This is a genomic window from Bacillus sp. FSL K6-0972, assembly GCF_037976035.1.
GTDB classification, from domain to species: Bacteria; Bacillota; Bacilli; order Bacillales; family Bacillaceae; genus Bacillus; species Bacillus haynesii.
Genome location: NZ_CP150260.1, coordinates 146,731 through 163,361, shown reverse-complemented (window position 1 = coordinate 163,361; position 16,631 = coordinate 146,731). Strand labels below are relative to the sequence as shown.

General features: G+C 44.6%; 26 protein-coding genes. 3 read left to right on the top strand and 23 right to left on the bottom strand.

Annotated features, from left to right (window positions below):
- Positions 1 to 143: 143 nt before the first annotated feature.
- Positions 144 to 908: a polysaccharide deacetylase family sporulation protein PdaB gene (pdaB, locus tag MKX80_RS00950; RefSeq protein ID WP_154999520.1), complete on the top strand. Its 765-nt coding sequence runs from the start codon at positions 144 to 146 to the stop codon at positions 906 to 908.
- 8 nt (positions 909 to 916) lie between these two features.
- On the opposite strand, the gene MKX80_RS00945 is transcribed toward pdaB, so the two are convergent.
- On the bottom strand, positions 917 to 1,516 hold the full coding sequence (locus tag MKX80_RS00945; RefSeq protein WP_043925528.1) for a KinB-signaling pathway activation protein: 600 nt from the start codon (positions 1,514 to 1,516) through the stop codon (positions 917 to 919).
- A gap of 114 nt (positions 1,517 to 1,630) precedes the next feature.
- Between MKX80_RS00945 and gerD the strand changes: the two genes are divergently transcribed.
- Positions 1,631 to 2,212, top strand: a complete 582-nt coding sequence (gene gerD, locus MKX80_RS00940; RefSeq protein ID WP_154999521.1) for a spore germination lipoprotein GerD — start codon at positions 1,631 to 1,633, stop codon at positions 2,210 to 2,212.
- Positions 2,213 to 2,265: 53 nt separating this feature from the next.
- On the opposite strand, the gene MKX80_RS00935 is transcribed toward gerD, so the two are convergent.
- The 3 genes from MKX80_RS00935 to MKX80_RS00925 all read right to left on the bottom strand — a co-directional run bounded on the left by MKX80_RS00935 (position 2,266) and on the right by MKX80_RS00925 (position 4,662).
- A complete protein-coding gene (locus tag MKX80_RS00935) occupies positions 2,266 to 3,327 on the bottom strand; it encodes an Mrp/NBP35 family ATP-binding protein (protein WP_154999522.1) in 1,062 nt (353 codons plus the stop codon).
- 85 nt (positions 3,328 to 3,412) lie between these two features.
- Positions 3,413 to 4,126 carry an N-acetylmuramoyl-L-alanine amidase CwlD gene (cwlD, locus tag MKX80_RS00930; RefSeq protein WP_154999523.1) on the bottom strand — a complete coding sequence of 238 codons (714 nt, stop codon included), beginning with the start codon at positions 4,124 to 4,126 and terminating at the stop codon, positions 3,413 to 3,415.
- 92 nt (positions 4,127 to 4,218) lie between these two features.
- Positions 4,219 to 4,662, bottom strand: coding sequence for a YbaK family protein (locus MKX80_RS00925; protein WP_182069540.1), 444 nt, complete (start codon positions 4,660 to 4,662; stop codon positions 4,219 to 4,221).
- 110 nt (positions 4,663 to 4,772) lie between these two features.
- Between MKX80_RS00925 and MKX80_RS00920 the strand changes: the two genes are divergently transcribed.
- Positions 4,773 to 5,231 (top strand): DinB family protein, encoded by a 459-nt coding sequence (locus MKX80_RS00920; protein WP_154999525.1) that lies wholly within the window; start codon positions 4,773 to 4,775, stop codon positions 5,229 to 5,231.
- A gap of 51 nt (positions 5,232 to 5,282) precedes the next feature.
- Here MKX80_RS00920 and rpsI read toward each other — a convergent pair whose 3' ends face one another.
- The 19 genes from rpsI to rpsE form a co-directional block, all read right to left on the bottom strand.
- A complete protein-coding gene (gene rpsI, locus MKX80_RS00915) occupies positions 5,283 to 5,675 on the bottom strand; it encodes a 30S ribosomal protein S9 (protein ID WP_154999526.1) in 393 nt (130 codons plus the stop codon).
- A 20-nt stretch (positions 5,676 to 5,695) separates the two neighbouring features.
- Positions 5,696 to 6,133, bottom strand: a complete 438-nt coding sequence (gene rplM, locus MKX80_RS00910; RefSeq protein WP_020449881.1) for a 50S ribosomal protein L13 — start codon at positions 6,131 to 6,133, stop codon at positions 5,696 to 5,698.
- Between the two features lie 160 nt (positions 6,134 to 6,293).
- Positions 6,294 to 7,037: a tRNA pseudouridine(38-40) synthase TruA gene (gene truA, locus MKX80_RS00905; protein ID WP_154999527.1), complete on the bottom strand. Its 744-nt coding sequence runs from the start codon at positions 7,035 to 7,037 to the stop codon at positions 6,294 to 6,296.
- Positions 7,038 to 7,047: 10 nt separating this feature from the next.
- Positions 7,048 to 7,845, bottom strand: a complete 798-nt coding sequence (locus tag MKX80_RS00900) for an energy-coupling factor transporter transmembrane protein EcfT (RefSeq protein ID WP_268343062.1) — start codon at positions 7,843 to 7,845, stop codon at positions 7,048 to 7,050.
- Positions 7,842 to 8,711 carry an energy-coupling factor ABC transporter ATP-binding protein gene (locus MKX80_RS00895; protein WP_154999528.1) on the bottom strand — a complete coding sequence of 290 codons (870 nt, stop codon included), beginning with the start codon at positions 8,709 to 8,711 and terminating at the stop codon, positions 7,842 to 7,844. The genes MKX80_RS00900 and MKX80_RS00895 overlap by 4 nt, the downstream gene beginning before the upstream one ends.
- Positions 8,687 to 9,532, bottom strand: coding sequence for an energy-coupling factor ABC transporter ATP-binding protein (locus MKX80_RS00890; protein WP_182069544.1), 846 nt, complete (start codon positions 9,530 to 9,532; stop codon positions 8,687 to 8,689). The genes MKX80_RS00895 and MKX80_RS00890 overlap by 25 nt, the downstream gene beginning before the upstream one ends.
- A 139-nt stretch (positions 9,533 to 9,671) precedes the next feature.
- The gene (rplQ, locus tag MKX80_RS00885) at positions 9,672 to 10,034 is read right to left on the bottom strand and encodes a 50S ribosomal protein L17 (RefSeq protein WP_003178384.1); all 363 of its coding nucleotides are present in this window, start codon (positions 10,032 to 10,034) and stop codon (positions 9,672 to 9,674) included.
- 77 nt (positions 10,035 to 10,111) lie between these two features.
- Positions 10,112 to 11,056 (bottom strand): DNA-directed RNA polymerase subunit alpha, encoded by a 945-nt coding sequence (locus tag MKX80_RS00880; RefSeq protein ID WP_043925518.1) that lies wholly within the window; start codon positions 11,054 to 11,056, stop codon positions 10,112 to 10,114.
- A 174-nt stretch (positions 11,057 to 11,230) separates the two neighbouring features.
- Positions 11,231 to 11,626 carry a 30S ribosomal protein S11 gene (rpsK, locus tag MKX80_RS00875; RefSeq protein WP_020449874.1) on the bottom strand — a complete coding sequence of 132 codons (396 nt, stop codon included), beginning with the start codon at positions 11,624 to 11,626 and terminating at the stop codon, positions 11,231 to 11,233.
- Between the two features lie 20 nt (positions 11,627 to 11,646).
- On the bottom strand, positions 11,647 to 12,012 hold the full coding sequence (gene rpsM, locus MKX80_RS00870; protein WP_003178378.1) for a 30S ribosomal protein S13: 366 nt from the start codon (positions 12,010 to 12,012) through the stop codon (positions 11,647 to 11,649).
- A gap of 22 nt (positions 12,013 to 12,034) precedes the next feature.
- Entirely contained in the window at positions 12,035 to 12,148 is a 114-nt protein-coding gene (rpmJ, locus tag MKX80_RS00865) for a 50S ribosomal protein L36 (RefSeq protein WP_003156543.1), read from the bottom strand.
- 33 nt (positions 12,149 to 12,181) lie between these two features.
- Positions 12,182 to 12,400: a translation initiation factor IF-1 gene (gene infA / locus MKX80_RS00860; RefSeq protein ID WP_003178377.1), complete on the bottom strand. Its 219-nt coding sequence runs from the start codon at positions 12,398 to 12,400 to the stop codon at positions 12,182 to 12,184.
- Positions 12,378 to 12,707, bottom strand: coding sequence for a KOW domain-containing RNA-binding protein (locus MKX80_RS00855; RefSeq protein ID WP_003178375.1), 330 nt, complete (start codon positions 12,705 to 12,707; stop codon positions 12,378 to 12,380). Before MKX80_RS00855 ends, infA begins: the two co-directional genes overlap by 23 nt.
- A 10-nt stretch (positions 12,708 to 12,717) precedes the next feature.
- Positions 12,718 to 13,464, bottom strand: coding sequence for a type I methionyl aminopeptidase (map, locus tag MKX80_RS00850; RefSeq protein WP_003178373.1), 747 nt, complete (start codon positions 13,462 to 13,464; stop codon positions 12,718 to 12,720).
- Positions 13,461 to 14,114 carry an adenylate kinase gene (locus MKX80_RS00845; RefSeq protein WP_043925514.1) on the bottom strand — a complete coding sequence of 218 codons (654 nt, stop codon included), beginning with the start codon at positions 14,112 to 14,114 and terminating at the stop codon, positions 13,461 to 13,463. Before MKX80_RS00845 ends, map begins: the two co-directional genes overlap by 4 nt.
- A 53-nt stretch (positions 14,115 to 14,167) precedes the next feature.
- Positions 14,168 to 15,463 (bottom strand): preprotein translocase subunit SecY, encoded by a 1,296-nt coding sequence (gene secY, locus MKX80_RS00840; RefSeq protein WP_154999530.1) that lies wholly within the window; start codon positions 15,461 to 15,463, stop codon positions 14,168 to 14,170.
- Position 15,464: 1 nt separating this feature from the next.
- Entirely contained in the window at positions 15,465 to 15,905 is a 441-nt protein-coding gene (gene rplO, locus MKX80_RS00835; protein WP_003178364.1) for a 50S ribosomal protein L15, read from the bottom strand.
- A 30-nt stretch (positions 15,906 to 15,935) separates the two neighbouring features.
- Positions 15,936 to 16,115: a 50S ribosomal protein L30 gene (gene rpmD, locus MKX80_RS00830; RefSeq protein ID WP_003178363.1), complete on the bottom strand. Its 180-nt coding sequence runs from the start codon at positions 16,113 to 16,115 to the stop codon at positions 15,936 to 15,938.
- Positions 16,116 to 16,128: 13 nt separating this feature from the next.
- Entirely contained in the window at positions 16,129 to 16,629 is a 501-nt protein-coding gene (gene rpsE, locus MKX80_RS00825; protein ID WP_025805814.1) for a 30S ribosomal protein S5, read from the bottom strand.
- Positions 16,630 to 16,631 lie beyond the last annotated feature (2 nt).

The window sequence follows — 16,631 nt, the reverse complement described above, 5'->3', positions numbered from 1 at the left end:
GCGACGAATAATAATATAACATGTTTATTCAAATCCGGTCAACCCTCTTTTTAATTTTTTTCTTAAGATGAATTATTGTTATGTTCTATTTTAAACAAGCATAGGATGAAAACAAAGCAGCATGGACAAGGAGGAGTTTTTCTGTGAACCATTTTTATGTGTGGCATATCAAACGGATTAAGCAGTTAATCATTATTATGATAGCCGCTTTTGCGACAGCAAGTTTTTTTTATGTACAAAACCTGCTCCCTCTTCCTGTGTTTTCTACAGAAGGCGGAGCAAAAGCGGTATATAGAGGAGATTCAAATACAAATGAAGTGGCCCTTACTTTTAATATCAGCTGGGGAGATCAAAAGGCCATACCTATTTTAGATACATTAAAAGCAAACGGTATTAAAGATGCGACCTTTTTTCTTTCAGCTTCATGGGCGGAACGCCATCCGGATGTCGTGGAAAGAATCCGTAAAGACGGTCATCAGATCGGGAGCATGGGCTATGCTTATAAAAACTATTCGCAAATGAAGAAAAGCGAGATCAAAAAAGACTTAACAAAAGCACAAAACTCCTTTCAAAAACTCGGGCTTGACGACCTCACGCTTTTAAGGCCGCCGACCGGCCAGTTTAATAAAGACGTACTCGATGTCGCTAAACAGTACGGCTACACCGTTGTTCACTACAGTATTAACTCGGATGACTGGACGAACCCGGGGGTTCAAAAGATTGTCCAAAACGTAAATGAAACGGTGAACGCTGGTGATATCGTGCTCTTTCACGCTTCAGATTCGGCCAAACAAACAAAAGAAGCCCTGCCTGAGATCGTGCACCACCTCAGAGGCAAGGGACTCAAAAACGTAACCGTCAGCGAATTAATCGCAAATACGGATGCAAAATCTTCAGAAGTAAAATAGCAACCGGTCTAAGTGCGCGCCTGAAACTTTGGCAGCATTAAAAGCTGAAAAGCGTTGCATGCTAGTAAAGGAAGCAGCATTAAATAGAGCCAGTCCTCTTCATTGACCCTTAATGCCGGGAACCACTCCATCACAGTAAAAACAAACATAAGAAATAACGCGGAAACGAACGTTTTTTTAGAGGACTGTTTTTGCTTTGCATAAGCGGCCGCAATGCCTACCGCCAAAATAAAGAGCGGCAGCCAAATATATGGAATGATGGAGCCTCCCTCTTTTTCAAAAAATAGAAAACGCAAGTAAACCAAATCAAACGCAACAAATATAATTAAAAACAGCTGAATCGAATTCCACAATGAATGTGATCTGAAAATTTCCAGTGCAAAGCGGTGAATCGTTAAGAAAATCACAAACCCCATTTGAGCAATCACGCTAAAGATCATGCCAACCCCGATAAACCAAAATAGAACAGAAAGAATCTCCAATACCTCGAAGGAAAGAAACAGCTCCTTATATCTTCCCCACTCTATGGCAAAACCGACAATACTTGTAGTCAAAGCTCCGACACCCAATACGGAAAAGAAAAATCGGACGAGATTACGGCTTTTCATTGAGACTTCCCAACCCCTAAGTAAACCGCTGTATACAGCGATATTTTGTTATGTATAAATTTTTAAAAGACATTCATATTAAAGGTAAGACGAGTTTTCGAAAGGAGCTTAAGCATGTTCAAGACCACAATGCTATCGATAAGCTGTTTTCTGTTTCTATCTGTAACAGCTTGTGCTCCCACGGACCAAGCAGCTGAGATGGACTATGATCAAACCAAAAAGATGGTTGTTGATATATTAAAGACAGATGACGGAAAAAAAGCGATTCAAGAAATATTAAATGATGACAAATTAAATGAAACACTTGTAATGGATGAAAAAACTGTCAAGGAAACCGTTGAAAAAACAATGACCTCCAAAAAAGGAACTGAATTTTGGAAAAAAGTCTTCGAAGATCCAAAATTCGCAGAAGGCTTTGCCAAAACACTTCAAAATGAACACGAAAAAGTGCTGAAAAAACTGATGAAAGATCCTGAGTACCAAAAAATGCTGATCCAGGTCATGCAGGATCCTGAAATGGCCAAAAAATACGGTGAACTTGTCAGAAGCCAGGAATTCCGAACCCACCTGCAGGAAGTAATATCCGACACCCTGACAAGCCCTCTCTACAGAAAGCAGTTTGAAGAAGAACTTAAAAAAGCTGCTTCTGAAAGCATGAAAGAGGAAATGAAAGGCGGCGGCGAAAAACAAAGCTGAGCCGCTTTTCATTCACCAAAAGCTTCTTCCGCGGAGGGAGCTTTTTCTGCTTTTTAAGCTTTTGCACCAATGCTTTCGTCGATTTTTTTAGCGATATCCAAATAAATGGCACCGGTCGGATGGCTTTCATCATAAACGGACGGCGCAAATTCGCTGTCATCCCAATCCGGCTGCTTCAGCGGAATTTTTCCCAGAATTGGAACGCCGAGTTCTTCTGCGAGCTTCTCGCCTCCGCCTTTGCCGAATACGTATTCTTTTTCGCCTGTTTTGACGCTTTCGTAATAAGCCATATTTTCAACGATCCCCACGATTTCATGATCGGTCTTCAAGGCCATCGCGCCCGCTCTTGCAGCGACAAACGCAGCAGTAGGATGCGGCGTCGAAACGATCACCTCTTTGCAGCTTGGAAGCATTGAGTGAACATCAAGCGCTACATCGCCTGTTCCCGGCGGCAGGTCTAAGATAATATAATCGACATCTCCCCATTCAACCTCATGGAAGAAGTTATTCAGCATTTTTCCAAGCATGGGGCCTCTCCAAATGACAGGGGCATTGTCTTCAACAAAAAACCCCATCGAAATCACTTTGACACCGAATCTTTCAACCGGCACGACCTTTTCTCCTTCGATCGTCGGCCGTACAGTGATTCCCATCATATCCGGAACGCTGAATCCGTAAATATCGGCGTCGATTAGTCCGACTTTTTTTCCGATTCGCGCCAGAGACACAGCCAAATTGACCGACACCGTCGATTTGCCGACGCCGCCTTTACCGCTTGCCACCGCTAAAAATACAGGCTGTTTTTCACTATTCAGCAGAGATTGATCCTGCCCTTGGGCAGACTCTTGATAACTCATCACGACTTCTTCAGGCAGCTCTTCAAAACGCAGGCCGACCGTCTCTGCACCGGCTTCCTTCAACCGTATGACGATTTCCTGCTGAAGCTGCATTTGTTCGGCAGATCCCGTTTTTGCGAGCGCCACCTTTACGCTGACGTGCCGTTTTTCGGGTTTTATTTTAATTTCCTTGACGGCATCCAGCTCTCTGAGCGGCTTGTGAAGAAATGGCTCGTCCAAATCGCCGACTATTTTTTTTACATCGTCTTCTCGCAACATTGATCTCACCCTTTGTTGTATTCGTTTACAAAATAAGTATAGCATATCTTTCCTTATAGTGTCTTTGACACAAAAAGAAACCCTCTTATTCAGGAGGGTCTCTGTCTTCTGTAAAGTAGCGCAATACGCCTTTATATACGGATGCTGCGATTTTGTCCTGATATTTGGGCTTGGCCAGCTGTTTTGCCTCTTTCGGGTTTGACAAAAACCCGATTTCGACGAGGGCCCCCGGCTTTTTCACATTTTGCATCAAATAAATTCCGTGTATCCGCTTTGCCTTCCGCGTCGTGTTTTCAAGATTATGTCTTAATTCATCCTGAATAAACTTGGCGGCCCGTTCGTTCTCTTCATATTGCCCGTAAAAGAAGCTTTGCGCACCACTCCATCGCGCAGAAGGAATCGCATTCAAATGGATGCTGAGGTAAAGGTCGGCTTCAGAATTGTTGATCATGTCGACCCTCTTCCGCAAGTCTTCCGCTTTCCTTCTGCTGAGCCCCTTCGTTTCTTCAGGAGCGAGATCATGATCGTCCTCCCGTGTCAGCATCACCAAGGCGCCCTGCTCCTGAAGATAGTCCCTGATTCTTAGGGATACTTCAAGCGCCACGTCTTTTTCAAGGAGTTCACCGCTTGATGCTCCTCCATCCGCGCCCCCGTGTCCAGGATCAATATAAATGATTTTGCCGCTCAGCGGAAGATTCCATGACCGCCAAGAATTATCATTGTGGAATTGATATTGAAATAAACATAATAAAACGACAAAGCCGAGTAAAAACCCGAGCCATTTTATTTTTTTCTTCATCCCTTTCCCTCCCGCTCGTCCTTACTACAAGATATGGGACAAGGAAAGGAAATATGATTCAGCTTGGCCGCACTTTTACATAAAACTTCATTTTATCTGAGTCGAAGCTTAAAGCGTCTTTCCCGCTGGCTGAAGCCTTCTTTCCACCAGCTTTGGATAAAGTATTCGCAGGCATAATAAAGCGGTTCATGAGCCGCTTGAATATTAAAAGCTTCAGACCAGCTGACAGCATATTCATAAAGCTCGTGCAGAAGCTGTTTTTCTTCTTTTTCTGAGCGGACCATCGCTCGTTGAACGGGTTCTCCGTGATAGCCGAACTTCCCGTACTCGGCTCCCAGCAGATATGCTTCAATGGCAAAATCGATGCAGCCGTCATACAAGATATCCGTGTGCTTAGAAAAAAAGTAAAAAAGAGGAGCAAAGCATTCCTCCGCAGAAATCAGCATTTTTTCCAAAGACAGCTCACGCAGAAGCTTTTTCTCCAAATTGATTTGCTTCTTTTGTCTTTCATTGTTAAAAGATACGACCGTCCCCATAGAACCGCCTCCTTTTTACCTTGTATTGTGCAGTCGGGAGCCGGAAATCATGCTTTTCTAAGGAAGGGAAACGGAGGAAGAAGCCGAAAATATTAGGAGAGGTGAGCTGAGTGAAAGGATTATTTCTATATAATTGGGAAGTTCGGGATGCGTGGTTTAAGTGGTGCCTCAGCCAGCCAGAAGAGGAGCTGGTCAAGAAGCGTTCAGGCGGAATGGGAAGCATTATGGAAAATCTGTTTCACATTGTAGATGTGGAAGTAAGCTGGATTTACGCCATTTTAGAAAAACCGGATCTTCAACCTGATTACTCTCATTACCAGACAATTCAGCAGATCGCCCAGTTTTCGGACGTGCACCGCTCCGAAATTGAAAGTGTGGTTTTCAATTATTCCAGCGCCTTCGAACATCTGCCGGTTAAAGCGGCTTGGTCAGTTGAAACCTACACGCAAGGCGATATTTTAAGGCATTTAATCGCACACGAGATCCACCATATCGGCCAAATCTCCGTCTGGGCGAGGGAATCGGGCTCTGCTCCAGTATCCGCTTCATATGTAGGAAGGAAAGTATAACCAAAAAAACTCCCAAACCAAATGGTTTGAGAGTTTTTGAAACGCCAGAAATTAACGTTTTGAGAACTGAGGTGCACGGCGTGCGCCTTTAAGTCCATATTTTTTACGCTCTTTCATACGTGCGTCACGAGTCAGTAGACCGGCACGTTTTAGAGTTGAACGGTATTCCGGATCTGCTTCAAGCAAAGCGCGGGCGATACCGTGACGGATTGCTCCTGCTTGACCTGATAAGCCGCCTCCATGTACGTTTACTAAAACATCATAAGTGCCAGCTGTTTCAGTCAAAGTTAATGGTTGCTTGATATCCTCGATTAGAGCTGCAGATGGGATGTGTTCGCTGATTTCACGATTATTAACGATGATACGGCCTTCTCCTGGAACTAAACGCACACGCGCTACAGAGCTTTTACGACGGCCAGTACCGTAATATTGAACCTGTGCCAAATTGGTAACCTCCTTTTTAATTAACCGCGAAGTTCGTAAACTTCAGGTTTTTGTGCTTCGTGTGGATGCTCAGAACCACGGTATACGTTCAATTTTTTGAACATTTGACGACCTAGAGAACCTTTTGGAAGCATGCCTTTGATCGCAAGTTCAAGCATTTTCTCAGGGTAGTTTGTACGCATTTCAAGAGCAGTTCTTGATTTTAAACCGCCTGGATGTTGAGTGTGACGGTAGTAGATTTTGTCTGTTAACTTTTTACCAGTTAACTCGATTTTTTCAGCGTTGATGATGATCACATGATCTCCAGTGTCAACGTGTGGTGTGTAAGTTGGTTTATGTTTTCCGCGAAGGATAGATGCAACTTCTGTAGAAAGACGTCCTAGCGTCTTGCCAGCAGCATCAACAACTAACCACTTGCGTTCAATATTACTTGCGTTAGCCATAGGTGTTGTACGCATTAAATTTCCCTCCTAAATGATCTGCCATTTTCAATAAACTTCAATTACGTTCTATTTCAAAACACAATAAGTTTCCGGGGCTTATCGTGGGGTTGAAATACATACCATATGATATCTTATAACTTTCTGTACTCTCTGTCAAGAAAATGTTACACCTGGTTTAGTTGTCATAGATAACACGCCATAAATACAAGCCGTGCGCCGGTGCAGTACGCCCTGCGGCATCGCGGCTTCTGGCAAGAATCATCTTTTCAATGTCACCAGGGGAAAATTTGCCGGTTCCTACATCAAGAAGCGTGCCGACGATGATTCTAACCATGTTATACAAAAATCCGCTTCCCACAATTCTCATCTGCAGTCCGTCCCCTGTGTCAGACCATTCCAGTTCATGGACCGTTCTGACTTTGTCCTTTACTTCGGTTTTGGTCGCACAAAAGCTTGTGAAGTCATGGGTTCCGACTAGATAGCGGGAGGCTTCTTTGACTTTCTCCATATCAAGGTCATACGGAACATGGTATGCATAGTAGCGCTTAAAAACGTCCGGATGTCTGCCCCTGTAAATCAAATACCGGTATTCTTTTCTTTTCGCAGAAAACCTCGCATGAAATTGATCATCGACAGCTTCCGCCTTGTGGACCGATATATCATCAGGGAGCAGGGCATTCAAAGCATACGGCCATTTCGCCTCAGGAATTGATAGCGGACTGTCAAAATGAATCGTCTGTCCGACTGCGTGAACGCCGCTGTCGGTGCGCCCGGATGAAACGACAGGAATACGCTCCTTCGCCTTATGGAGCGTTTGCAGCGCTTTCTCAAGCTCATCCTGAACCGTTCTTTGCCCAGGCTGCACTTGGTAGCCGTAAAAAAGGTGTCCGTCATATGAAATCGTGCACTTCATTCTCATCGTCTATCACCTAAGTCCGCAATAAAATTAGCAAAACGCCAAGAACAGCTAAAATGAGGAGCACGGAAGTATCCTTCCATTTCCACGTCAGCTGCCTGTATTTTGTACGGCCTTCCCCTCCCCTGTATCCTCGTGCCTCCATCGCGGTTGCAAGCTCTTCGGCTCTTTTAAAGGCACTGACAAACAGCGGGACAAGAAGAGGAACGATCGCTTTGACACGCTCTTTAAGCGGGCCGTTCGTAAAATCGACGCCTCTTGCCATTTGCGCTTTCATGATTTTATCCGTCTCTTCGATCAGAGTCGGTATAAATCTGAGGGAGATGGACATCATGAGAGCGAGTTCATGAACAGGAAGCTTCAGTTTTTTAAACGGACCGAGCAAATGCTCCAAACCATCGGTCACTTCGATTGGAGTCGTCGTCAATGTTAAAATCGTTGTGATCATGATGAGGTAAACAAAGCGCAGCGATATAAAAATCCCTTGAACAAGTCCCTGTTCATAAATTTTAAACAGGCCGAGATCGGCGAGAACCGGTCCTTCCCTTGTCATAAAAATATGAAGCAGAAACGTAAACAGCACAATCCAGAACACCGGCTTCATTCCTTTTAAAAGGAATCGCACCGGAACGCCCGACAAAGCTGCGGCGGCAACCGTAAACAGGCCGAGCAATGCATATGTTACCGTATTATTCGCGAAAAAAACGATAAAGACAAAAAGGAAAATGGTTAACAGCTTTGTACGCGGATCGAGCCGGTGAATGATCGATGTCCCGGGTACATATTTGCCGATAATGATATTGTCCATCATAAAGCACTTTCCTCCTGAAAAAGAGCTTTAATTTCGGAGGCTGCTTCTTCAACCGTCAAGATCGGCGCTTTGAACGTAATGCCCAGCGTCTCTTCAAGGCGTCTTTGGAATTTAATCGTTTCCGGCAAATCAAGCCCTAAAGCGGCGATATCGTCTTTCTTTGAAAAAAGCTCCCGCGGCGTCCCTTTTGCTTTAACCGTGCCTTTATGCATCACAATCAGTTCATCTGCATACGCTGCCGCATCTTCCATACTGTGGGTGACGAGAATCGTCGTCAGCTTCCTCTGCTTATGGAGGCGGTAGAACATGTCCATGATCTCTTTGCGGCCTCTTGGGTCAAGCCCTGCCGTCGGTTCATCGAGGACGAGGACTTCAGGCTCCATCGCCAGCACTCCCGCAATGGCCACGCGGCGCATTTGCCCGCCGCTTAGTTCAAACGGGGACCGGTCGGACAGCTCCTCATCCAAACCTACAAGCTTCAGCATTTCCCTCGCTTTTTCTTCCGCCTTCTCCCGGCTCATGCCGAAGTTGATCGGGCCGAATGCGATGTCCTTTAAAATTGTTTCTTCAAACAGCTGATGTTCGGGAAACTGAAAGACAATCCCGACCTTTTTCCGCAAGGCTTTTAGGTGTTTATTCTTTTTGCCTGCTTCAAGAACATCCTCGCCGAGGCGTATCTGTCCTTTTGTCGGTTTTAAAAGCCCGTTCAGGTGCTGAAGCAATGTCGATTTTCCCGATCCTGTATGACCGATCACAGCGACATAGCTTCCCTCTTTAATCACGACGTTGACATCATAGATCGCCAGGCGTTCAAAAGGCGTTTTCATCTGGTATCGGTGCTCTACATCTTTGATTTCAATGTCCATAGCTCATTCACCAATCCTTCTTGTGTCAGATGATCGCCTTTCAGAGCCAGACCGCTTTCCTTCAGCATTTGGCTGAGCTGAAAAGAAAAAGGCAAATCAAGCCCGATTTTAATGAGGTCTTGATTCAGACGAAAGACTTCCTGCGGAGGGCCTTCGGCAAATTTTCTTCCGCCGTTCATGACGATGATCCGGTCGGCCTTAGCAGCTTCGTTTAAGTCATGTGTAATCGAAATGACCGTAACCATTCCTTGTTCTTTCAGCCTTCTGACCGTATCTAGCACTTCTTCCCGCCCCATCGGGTCGAGCATGGAAGTCGCTTCATCGAGAATCATGATGTCAGGCCGGGCGGCAAGTACTCCCGCAATCGCAACACGCTGCTTTTGTCCTCCCGAGAGATGGTGCGGCTCTTGATCGAGAAATTCTTGCATGTTCACCTGTTGAACGGCCCAATCCACCCTTTCCACCATGTCCTCTCTTGGAACTCCGTTGTTTTCTAAACCAAAAGCCACATCATCGCGGACGGTTGTCCCGACAAATTGGTTATCCGGATTTTGAAACACCATGCCGACTTTTTTTCGGACATCCCAGACCGTCTCTTCTGTCAGCTTGATACCGCCGACTTCAATCGATCCTTCGTCAGGCAGGATCAGTCCGTTTAAAGCACGGGCGAGCGTCGACTTCCCTGAGCCGTTGTGACCGACGATCGCAAGCCATTCTCCTTTCGACACATGGAAAGATACGTGATCAAGTGCAGGCCTGTCTGCATCCTTCTGGTAGCGAAACGTGATATCCTCTGCAGCGATTAATCGCTCTTGATTCATTTGCCCGTCCGGCCTCCTCTCCTCTAGCTCTGCTTTTCTGACTATTCTTTTATCATAGAAAATTCCCCGGTATCTAAAAAAAGGGCATAGATCCAGTTAAAAACTGTCCCGCCCTTCTTTAGACACACAAAATATGTGATTAAACCAATTCGATGATAGCCATTGGTGCTCCGTCACCACGGCGAGGACCAAGCTTCATAATACGTGTGTATCCGCCTTGGCGCTCTTCATAACGAGGTGCTACGTCAGAGAAAAGTTTTTGAAGTGCATCTTGGTTTTTCTCTGCATCTGCAACCTCATTGCGGATGTATGCAGCTGCTTGGCGGCGTGCGTGTAAATCTCCGCGCTTGCCAAGTGTAATCATTTTTTCTACAACAGAGCGAAGTTCTTTCGCGCGAGCTTCTGTTGTTTCAATTCTCTCGTTGATGATCAAGTCTGTTGTAAGATCACGCAGCATTGCTTTACGCTGTGCACTAGTGCGTCCTAGTTTTCTGTATGACATGTGGTGTCCCCTCCTTTATTGAAATACTCTATCTGAAATAAAAAACACACGAAAATCCTAGTTCACATGGAAACTAGTCAATCGTCTTTACGAAGGCCAAGTCCAAGTTCTTCAAGTTTCGCTTTTACTTCTTCAAGCGACTTGCGACCCAGGTTGCGAACTTTCATCATATCTTCTTCGGTTTTGTTCGCAAGTTCTTGAACTGTATTGATTCCCGCACGCTTCAAGCAGTTGTAAGAACGGACAGAAAGATCGAGCTCTTCAATAGTCATTTCAAGAACTTTTTCTTTTTGATCCTCTTCTTTTTCAACCATAATTTCAGCATGCTGAGCTTCGTCGGTCAAACCGACAAAAATATTAAGGTGTTCAGTCAAAATCTTTGAACCAAGCGCAATTGCTTCTTTTGGTCCAGTGCTTCCATCTGTCCATACGTCAAGCGTAAGTTTGTCATAGTTTGTAATCTGACCCACACGAGTATTCTCAACTTGATAAGATACACGAGAAACAGGTGTAAAGATGGAATCAATCGGGATGACGCCAATCGGCTGATCGTCTCTTTTATTCGAGTCAGCTGGTGTATACCCGCGACCTCTTTGAGCGGTTAAGCGAACTCGAAAACTCGCATTTTGGCCAAGAGTCGCAATGTGAAGATCAGGATTCAAAATCTCAACATCACTGTCGTGGGTAATATCAGCAGCTGTTACAACTCCTTCACCCTGAACATCAATCTCAAGCGTCTTCTCTTCTTCAGAGTAGATTTTCAGTGCAAGTTTTTTAATGTTTAAGATAATCGTTGTAACATCTTCAACAACGCCTTCGATCGTCGAGAATTCATGCAGTACACCATCTATTTGGATCGATGTTACAGCGGCACCAGGGAGTGAGGATAAAAGGATACGACGTAAGGAGTTACCCAAAGTTGTACCATATCCACGCTCAAGTGGCTCTACGACAAATTTACCATACTTGGCATCGTCGCTGATTTCAACCGTTTCGATTTTTGGTTTTTCAATCTCGATCATTTCATAAAACCCTCCTTCAAAACGTCGAAACCCCGGAAAGAATTTCTCTGATTCTATCCGAAATTCCCCATTGTTTAGTCCCGTATGTGCTCAGGCAACGAGTGTGCATTCGTTTTATAAATTAACTGTATCATAACCCATTATTGACAGGGACACAAAATCTATACAAACAAATTACACGCGGCGACGTTTTGGCGGACGGCATCCGTTATGAGGAACAGGCGTTACGTCTCTGATCGCTGTAACTTCTAGTCCAGCAGCTTGAAGTGCACGAATTGCAGCTTCACGGCCGGAACCTGGTCCTTTTACAGTAACTTCAAGAGTTTTAAGTCCATGTTCGATAGAACCTTTAGCAGCTGTTTCAGCAGCCATTTGTGCAGCGAATGGAGTGGATTTTTTAGAACCTTTAAATCCTAGAGATCCGGCACTTGACCAAGAAAGAGCATTGCCATGAACATCTGTGATAGTAACAATCGTGTTGTTGAAAGTTGAACGGATATGAGCAATTCCAGATTCAATATTCTTTTTCACGCGGCGTTTACGCGTGTTTGTTTTACGAGCAGCAGCCATTGTTTAATTACCTCCCTTGCTTATTTTTTCTTGTTAGCTACAGTACGACGCGGACCTTTACGAGTACGCGCGTTATTTTTAGTATTTTGACCGCGAACAGGCAATCCGCGACGATGACGAATTCCGCGGTAGCTTCCGATTTCGATCAGACGTTTGATGTTTAGAGACACTTCACGGCGAAGGTCACCTTCAACTTTCAATTTGTCGATCACGTCACGGATTTTACCAAGTTCTTCTTCAGTCAAATCACGAACGCGAGTATCTTCAGAAACTCCAGCTTCTTTTAAGATTTGCTGAGCCGTTGTACGACCGATTCCAAAGATGTATGTTAATGAAATAACAACACGCTTATCACGTGGGATATCTACACCAGCAATACGAGCCATCTCTCTCGCACCTCCTTAAAAATTATCCTTGTTTTTGTTTATGCTTTGGATTTTCACAGATCACCATTACTTTTCCTTTTCTGCGAATGACCTTACATTTTTCACAGATCGGTTTAACTGATGGTCTCACTTTCATGTGTTTCCAACCTCCTTCAATTTCCGGAGTGCTTTATTTGTAACGGTACGTAATTCTACCACGAGTTAAGTCATATGGAGATAATTCTACCGTAACTTTGTCTCCAGGTAAAATGCGAATGAAGTGCATGCGGATTTTACCAGATACATGAGCCAAAACTGTGTGGCCATTCTCAAGTTCAACTTTGAACATTGCGTTTGGCAACGTTTCGACTACAGTACCTTCCACTTCAATTACATCGTCTTTCGCCATTCAAGTGTTCTCCCTTCTTCAAATCAGTAACTTGCTCTCTGACAAATTTCAAAAGAGAAAATCTCAATTTTCCGTTTGTCACACGCCCTGTTTCGTTTATACTGTTCTGAACTTCCGGAGATACGCAATCATAAAAGGTTAAATGATTGATATTCTTTTTCTTAGGAGAATGAAATTTACGCTTTTCTCCGTCTGCTACCAGCACATGATGATGATCGACTATATCAATAACAACTGCGTATTGGTTCATTTCGCGGCCTCTTGTCATGCGTACGAACTGTCCAATTTCAGGTGTTTTCCGATACATCTCATTTCACCTAGGCTTTTGTCAGTATCTCAAAACCGGCATCCGTAATGGCAATCGTGTGTTCAAAATGAGCACACTTCTTCCCGTCCACAGTTACAACCGTCCAGTTGTCAGCCAATGTTTTGACATAGCGTGTGCCTGCATTGACCATCGGCTCAATGGCCAAGACCATGCCAGGCTTTAAACGCGGGCCTTTGTTCGGCGGACCGTAGTGCGGAATTTGCGGATCCTCATGCAGATCCTGCCCTACCCCGTGTCCTACATATTCCCTGACGACTGAAAATTGTTCGCTTTCGACATACGTTTGTATTGCGTGGGAAATATTCGACAAACGTTCTCCCGGTTTTGCTTCCTTCAAGCCTCTATATAAAGACTCCTCTGTCACATCCAGCAGCTTTTGATCATCATCGCTAATCGTACCCACTGGATAAGTCCATGCAGAGTCACCATGATAACCGTTCAGCTTCGCACCGATATCGATGCTGATGATGTCTCCGTCGCGAAGGACCCGTTTTCCCGGAATACCGTGCACGAGTTCTTCATTGACCGAAACGCAAATGCTCCCGCGAAAACCATTATACCCTTTAAAAGATGGGATTGCACCTTGCTTTGTAATAAAACGTTCGGCAATTTGATCCAGTTCTTTTGTCGAGATGCCGGGTTTAATGTGCTTTTTTAGCTCCTGATGAGTTAAAGCGACAATCCGTCCAGCTTCCCGCATGATTTCGATTTCTCGGGGAGTTTTACAAATAATCATTTGTCCTGGCCTCCGAGCAGCTCCTTTATATCAGCGTAAACTTCATTGATGTGCTTCTGCCCGTCAATGTTTACGAGATATCCTTTATCCTCGTAGAAATCGAGTAAAGGCTGAGTTTGCTTCATGTTGACCTCTAACCGCGTGGATACGGTAGCTTCATTATCGTCTTCACGCTGATAAAGCTCTCCTCCACACTTGTCGCATACATTTTCTTTTGCAGGCGGATTAAAGACTAAATGATAAGTTGCACCGCAGTTTTTGCAGATTCTGCGTCCTGTCAGACGTTCCATCAATGCATCTTTATCGACTTGAATGTTGATGACATGGTCAATCGACTTGCCAAGTCCTTTAAGAATTTCCTCAAGTGCTTCAGCTTGAGCGACTGTTCTCGGAAATCCGTCCAGAAGAAAACCTCCGTCACAATCATTCTTGCCAAGTCTCTCCCTGACAATACCAATTGTCACTTCATCCGGAACAAGCTCGCCTTTATCAATGTATGATTTGGCTTCAAGTCCCAGATCCGTTTCTTCTTTCATCGCAGCGCGGAACATGTCTCCTGTTGAGATATGAGGTATCCCAAAATCTTCAACAATCCGTTCAGCCTGTGTCCCTTTACCGGCTCCAGGCAGTCCCATTAAGACTAAGTTCATTTCGGATTCCCCGTCCTCTCTATTTTAGAGGGAATGGGCGCGCCCCATTTCCTCTAGTGCTTCATAAATCCACGATAGTTTCGTTTTACCAGCTGGCTTTCAAGCTGCTTCATTGTTTCAAGTGCAACCCCGATGACAATCAGCAAACTTGTTCCGCCAATTTGTGCAGATGAAGGCAGCCCAGCAATATTAACGAACAAGACAGGAAGAATGGCAATCACGGCCAAGAATATGGAGCCTACAAATGTAAGTCGATACAAAATGCTCGTAATTCTATCTTGAGTCATTTTTCCTGGACGAACTCCCGGAATATAGCCACCTTGTTTTTTAAGATTATCGGCCATTTGCTCAGGGTTTACCTGCACAAATGCATAGAAATAGGTAAAGGCGATAATCAATGCCGCATAAACTCCCATTCCGACCGGATGCGTGTAATCAAACGTTTTTTGAATCCAATTCGTGACGTCATTGGTACCAAAGAATGTTGCCACGGTCCGCGGAGTGGTGATAAATGCTACTGCAAAGATAACCGGAATAACTCCCGCCGGGTTAACCTTCAGCGGCAAGTGTGTAGACTGGCCGCCAGGAACCGGTGAACGGCCTGAACCTTTCGCATATTGAATTGAAATTTTTCTAACTGCCTGTTGGATGAAAATAACGCCAACGACAATTGCCAAAATCGCAACCAATATAACGACAACCTTTATGATTTGCAAGAATAACTGATCTCCAGCATCTACAAACTGCTGAGCGTAGATCTGATTAATCGTCGTCGGAATGCCGGCAACGATACCGGCGAAGATGATAATGGATATTCCGTTACCAACTCCATGAGACGTAATTTGTTCTCCCAGCCACATTAAAAAAGCAGTTCCAGCAGTTAGTACAATCGCAATAAGCAAATAAGTACCGACTCCCGGGTTTGTAATCAACGCGCCGCCGGCCATGTTGTTAAACCCGTAAGACATACCTAAAGCCTGGATAAATCCAAGAACAATTGTGAAGTACCTTGTGAACTGAGCTAGTTTTCGGCGACCAACTTCCCCTTGCTTAGACCATTCCGTAAACTTCGGCACAACATCCATCTGCAGGAGCTGGATGATGATTGAAGCTGTGATGTAAGGCATGATTCCCATCGCAAGAATGGAGAAGTTGAACAATGCACCGCCGCCAAATGTGTTTAGAATCCCAAATACGCTCATTTGATCCTGTGCCTTTAAAACTTCTGTGTTTACGTGCGGCACAGGAATGAACGAACCGAGACGAAAGACGATAAGCATTAAAAGAGTGAAGATAATCTTATTCCGAATATCCTTCACACGCATAAAATTGGAGATTGTCTTAAACAAGTTAGATCACCTCAGCTGTACCGCCAGCAGCCTCAATTGCTTGTTTAGCAGAAGCGGAGAATTTATTGGCTTTAACAGTTAATTTCTTTTCTAATTTACCGTCGCCAAGAATTTTCACTCCAGATTTCAACTTGCTGATTACACCTGTTTCTAAAAGAAGTTCAGGAGTAACTTCCGTCCCTTCTGCAAAGCTGTTGAGTTTGTCTAGGTTGACCACAGCGAATTCCTTGCGGTTGATGTTTGTGAAACCGCGTTTAGGAAGACGTTGGAACAAAGGCATTTGTCCACCCTCGAATCCAGGACGTACACCGCCGCCAGAACGAGCGTTTTGACCTTTATGACCTTTACCAGCTGTTTTACCGTTACCAGAACCAATACCACGACCTACGCGGTTGCGCGTTTTACGTGAACCTTCTGCGGGCTTTAATTCATGAAGTTTCATTTGGACACCTCCTTAGCCTATCGTTTATTTTTAAAGTTCTTTAACAGAAACTAAATGAGATACTTTGTTAATCATACCGCGGATTGCAGCGTTGTCTTCATGAACGACAGTTTGGTTTGTTTTCTTTAAACCGAGCGTTCTTACAGTAATGCGCTGATCTTCCGGGCGTCCGATTACACTGCGTTTGAGGGTAATTTCTAATTTAGCCATTAATGTTCCCTCCTTATCCTAACAGTTCTTCTACAGATTTTCCACGAAGCTTCGCAACGTCCTCAGCGCGTTTCAGCTCGCTTAAACCTTGGACTGTTGCACGGATCATGTTGATCGGTGTGTTAGAACCTAAAGACTTAGAAAGGATATCAGATACACCTGCAAGCTCAAGTACCGCACGTACTGGGCCTCCAGCGATGACTCCCGTACCTTCAGAAGCAGGTTTTAACAAGATGTTTCCTGCACCGAAACGTCCGATGATTTCGTGTGGAATTGTAGTTCCAACCATTGGTACTTCGATCAAATTCTTTTTCGCATCTTCAACAGCTTTGCGAATCGCTTCCGGAACTTCTTGTGCTTTACCAGTTCCGAAACCAACGTGACCGTTTTTGTCACCGACAACGACTAGAGCTGCGAAACGGAAACGACGACCACCTTTAACAACTTTCGCTACACGGTTAACGGTAACTAAGCGTTCTTCTAACTCTAATTTGCTTGGGTCAATACGACGCATAT

Bases quoted from the DNA above. Each gene is read 5' to 3' on its own strand.
- rplQ (WP_003178384.1), bottom strand. From the start codon at position 10,034: ATGTCATACAGAAAACTAGGACGCACTAGTGCACAGCGTAAAGCAATG.
- MKX80_RS00895 (WP_154999528.1), bottom strand. From the start codon at position 8,711: ATGGACATTGAAATCAAAGATGTAGAGCACCGATACCAGATGAAAACG.
- map (WP_003178373.1), bottom strand. From the start codon at position 13,464: ATGATTATTTGTAAAACTCCCCGAGAAATCGAAATCATGCGGGAAGCT.
- rplO (WP_003178364.1), bottom strand. From the start codon at position 15,905: ATGAAACTTCATGAATTAAAGCCCGCAGAAGGTTCACGTAAAACGCGC.
- MKX80_RS00880 (WP_043925518.1), bottom strand. From the start codon at position 11,056: ATGATCGAGATTGAAAAACCAAAAATCGAAACGGTTGAAATCAGCGAC.
- MKX80_RS00945 (WP_043925528.1), bottom strand. From the start codon at position 1,516: ATGAAAAGCCGTAATCTCGTCCGATTTTTCTTTTCCGTATTGGGTGTC.
- MKX80_RS00890 (WP_182069544.1), bottom strand. From the start codon at position 9,532: ATGAATCAAGAGCGATTAATCGCTGCAGAGGATATCACGTTTCGCTAC.
- MKX80_RS00845 (WP_043925514.1), bottom strand. From the start codon at position 14,114: ATGAACTTAGTCTTAATGGGACTGCCTGGAGCCGGTAAAGGGACACAG.
- cwlD (WP_154999523.1), bottom strand. From the start codon at position 4,126: ATGAAGAAAAAAATAAAATGGCTCGGGTTTTTACTCGGCTTTGTCGTT.
- gerD (WP_154999521.1), top strand. From the start codon at position 1,631: ATGTTCAAGACCACAATGCTATCGATAAGCTGTTTTCTGTTTCTATCT.
- MKX80_RS00855 (WP_003178375.1), bottom strand. From the start codon at position 12,707: ATGTATCGGAAAACACCTGAAATTGGACAGTTCGTACGCATGACAAGA.
- truA (WP_154999527.1), bottom strand. From the start codon at position 7,037: ATGAGAATGAAGTGCACGATTTCATATGACGGACACCTTTTTTACGGC.
- rpmD (WP_003178363.1), bottom strand. From the start codon at position 16,115: ATGGCTAAATTAGAAATTACCCTCAAACGCAGTGTAATCGGACGCCCG.
- rpsM (WP_003178378.1), bottom strand. From the start codon at position 12,012: ATGGCTCGTATTGCTGGTGTAGATATCCCACGTGATAAGCGTGTTGTT.
- infA (WP_003178377.1), bottom strand. From the start codon at position 12,400: ATGGCGAAAGACGATGTAATTGAAGTGGAAGGTACTGTAGTCGAAACG.
- rpsE (WP_025805814.1), bottom strand. From the start codon at position 16,629: ATGCGTCGTATTGACCCAAGCAAATTAGAGTTAGAAGAACGCTTAGTT.
- rpsK (WP_020449874.1), bottom strand. From the start codon at position 11,626: ATGGCTGCTGCTCGTAAAACAAACACGCGTAAACGCCGCGTGAAAAAG.
- MKX80_RS00935 (WP_154999522.1), bottom strand. From the start codon at position 3,327: ATGTTGCGAGAAGACGATGTAAAAAAAATAGTCGGCGATTTGGACGAG.
- rplM (WP_020449881.1), bottom strand. From the start codon at position 6,133: ATGCGTACAACACCTATGGCTAACGCAAGTAATATTGAACGCAAGTGG.
- rpmJ (WP_003156543.1), bottom strand. From the start codon at position 12,148: ATGAAAGTGAGACCATCAGTTAAACCGATCTGTGAAAAATGTAAGGTC.
- MKX80_RS00925 (WP_182069540.1), bottom strand. From the start codon at position 4,662: ATGGGGACGGTCGTATCTTTTAACAATGAAAGACAAAAGAAGCAAATC.
- MKX80_RS00900 (WP_268343062.1), bottom strand. From the start codon at position 7,845: ATGATGGACAATATCATTATCGGCAAATATGTACCCGGGACATCGATC.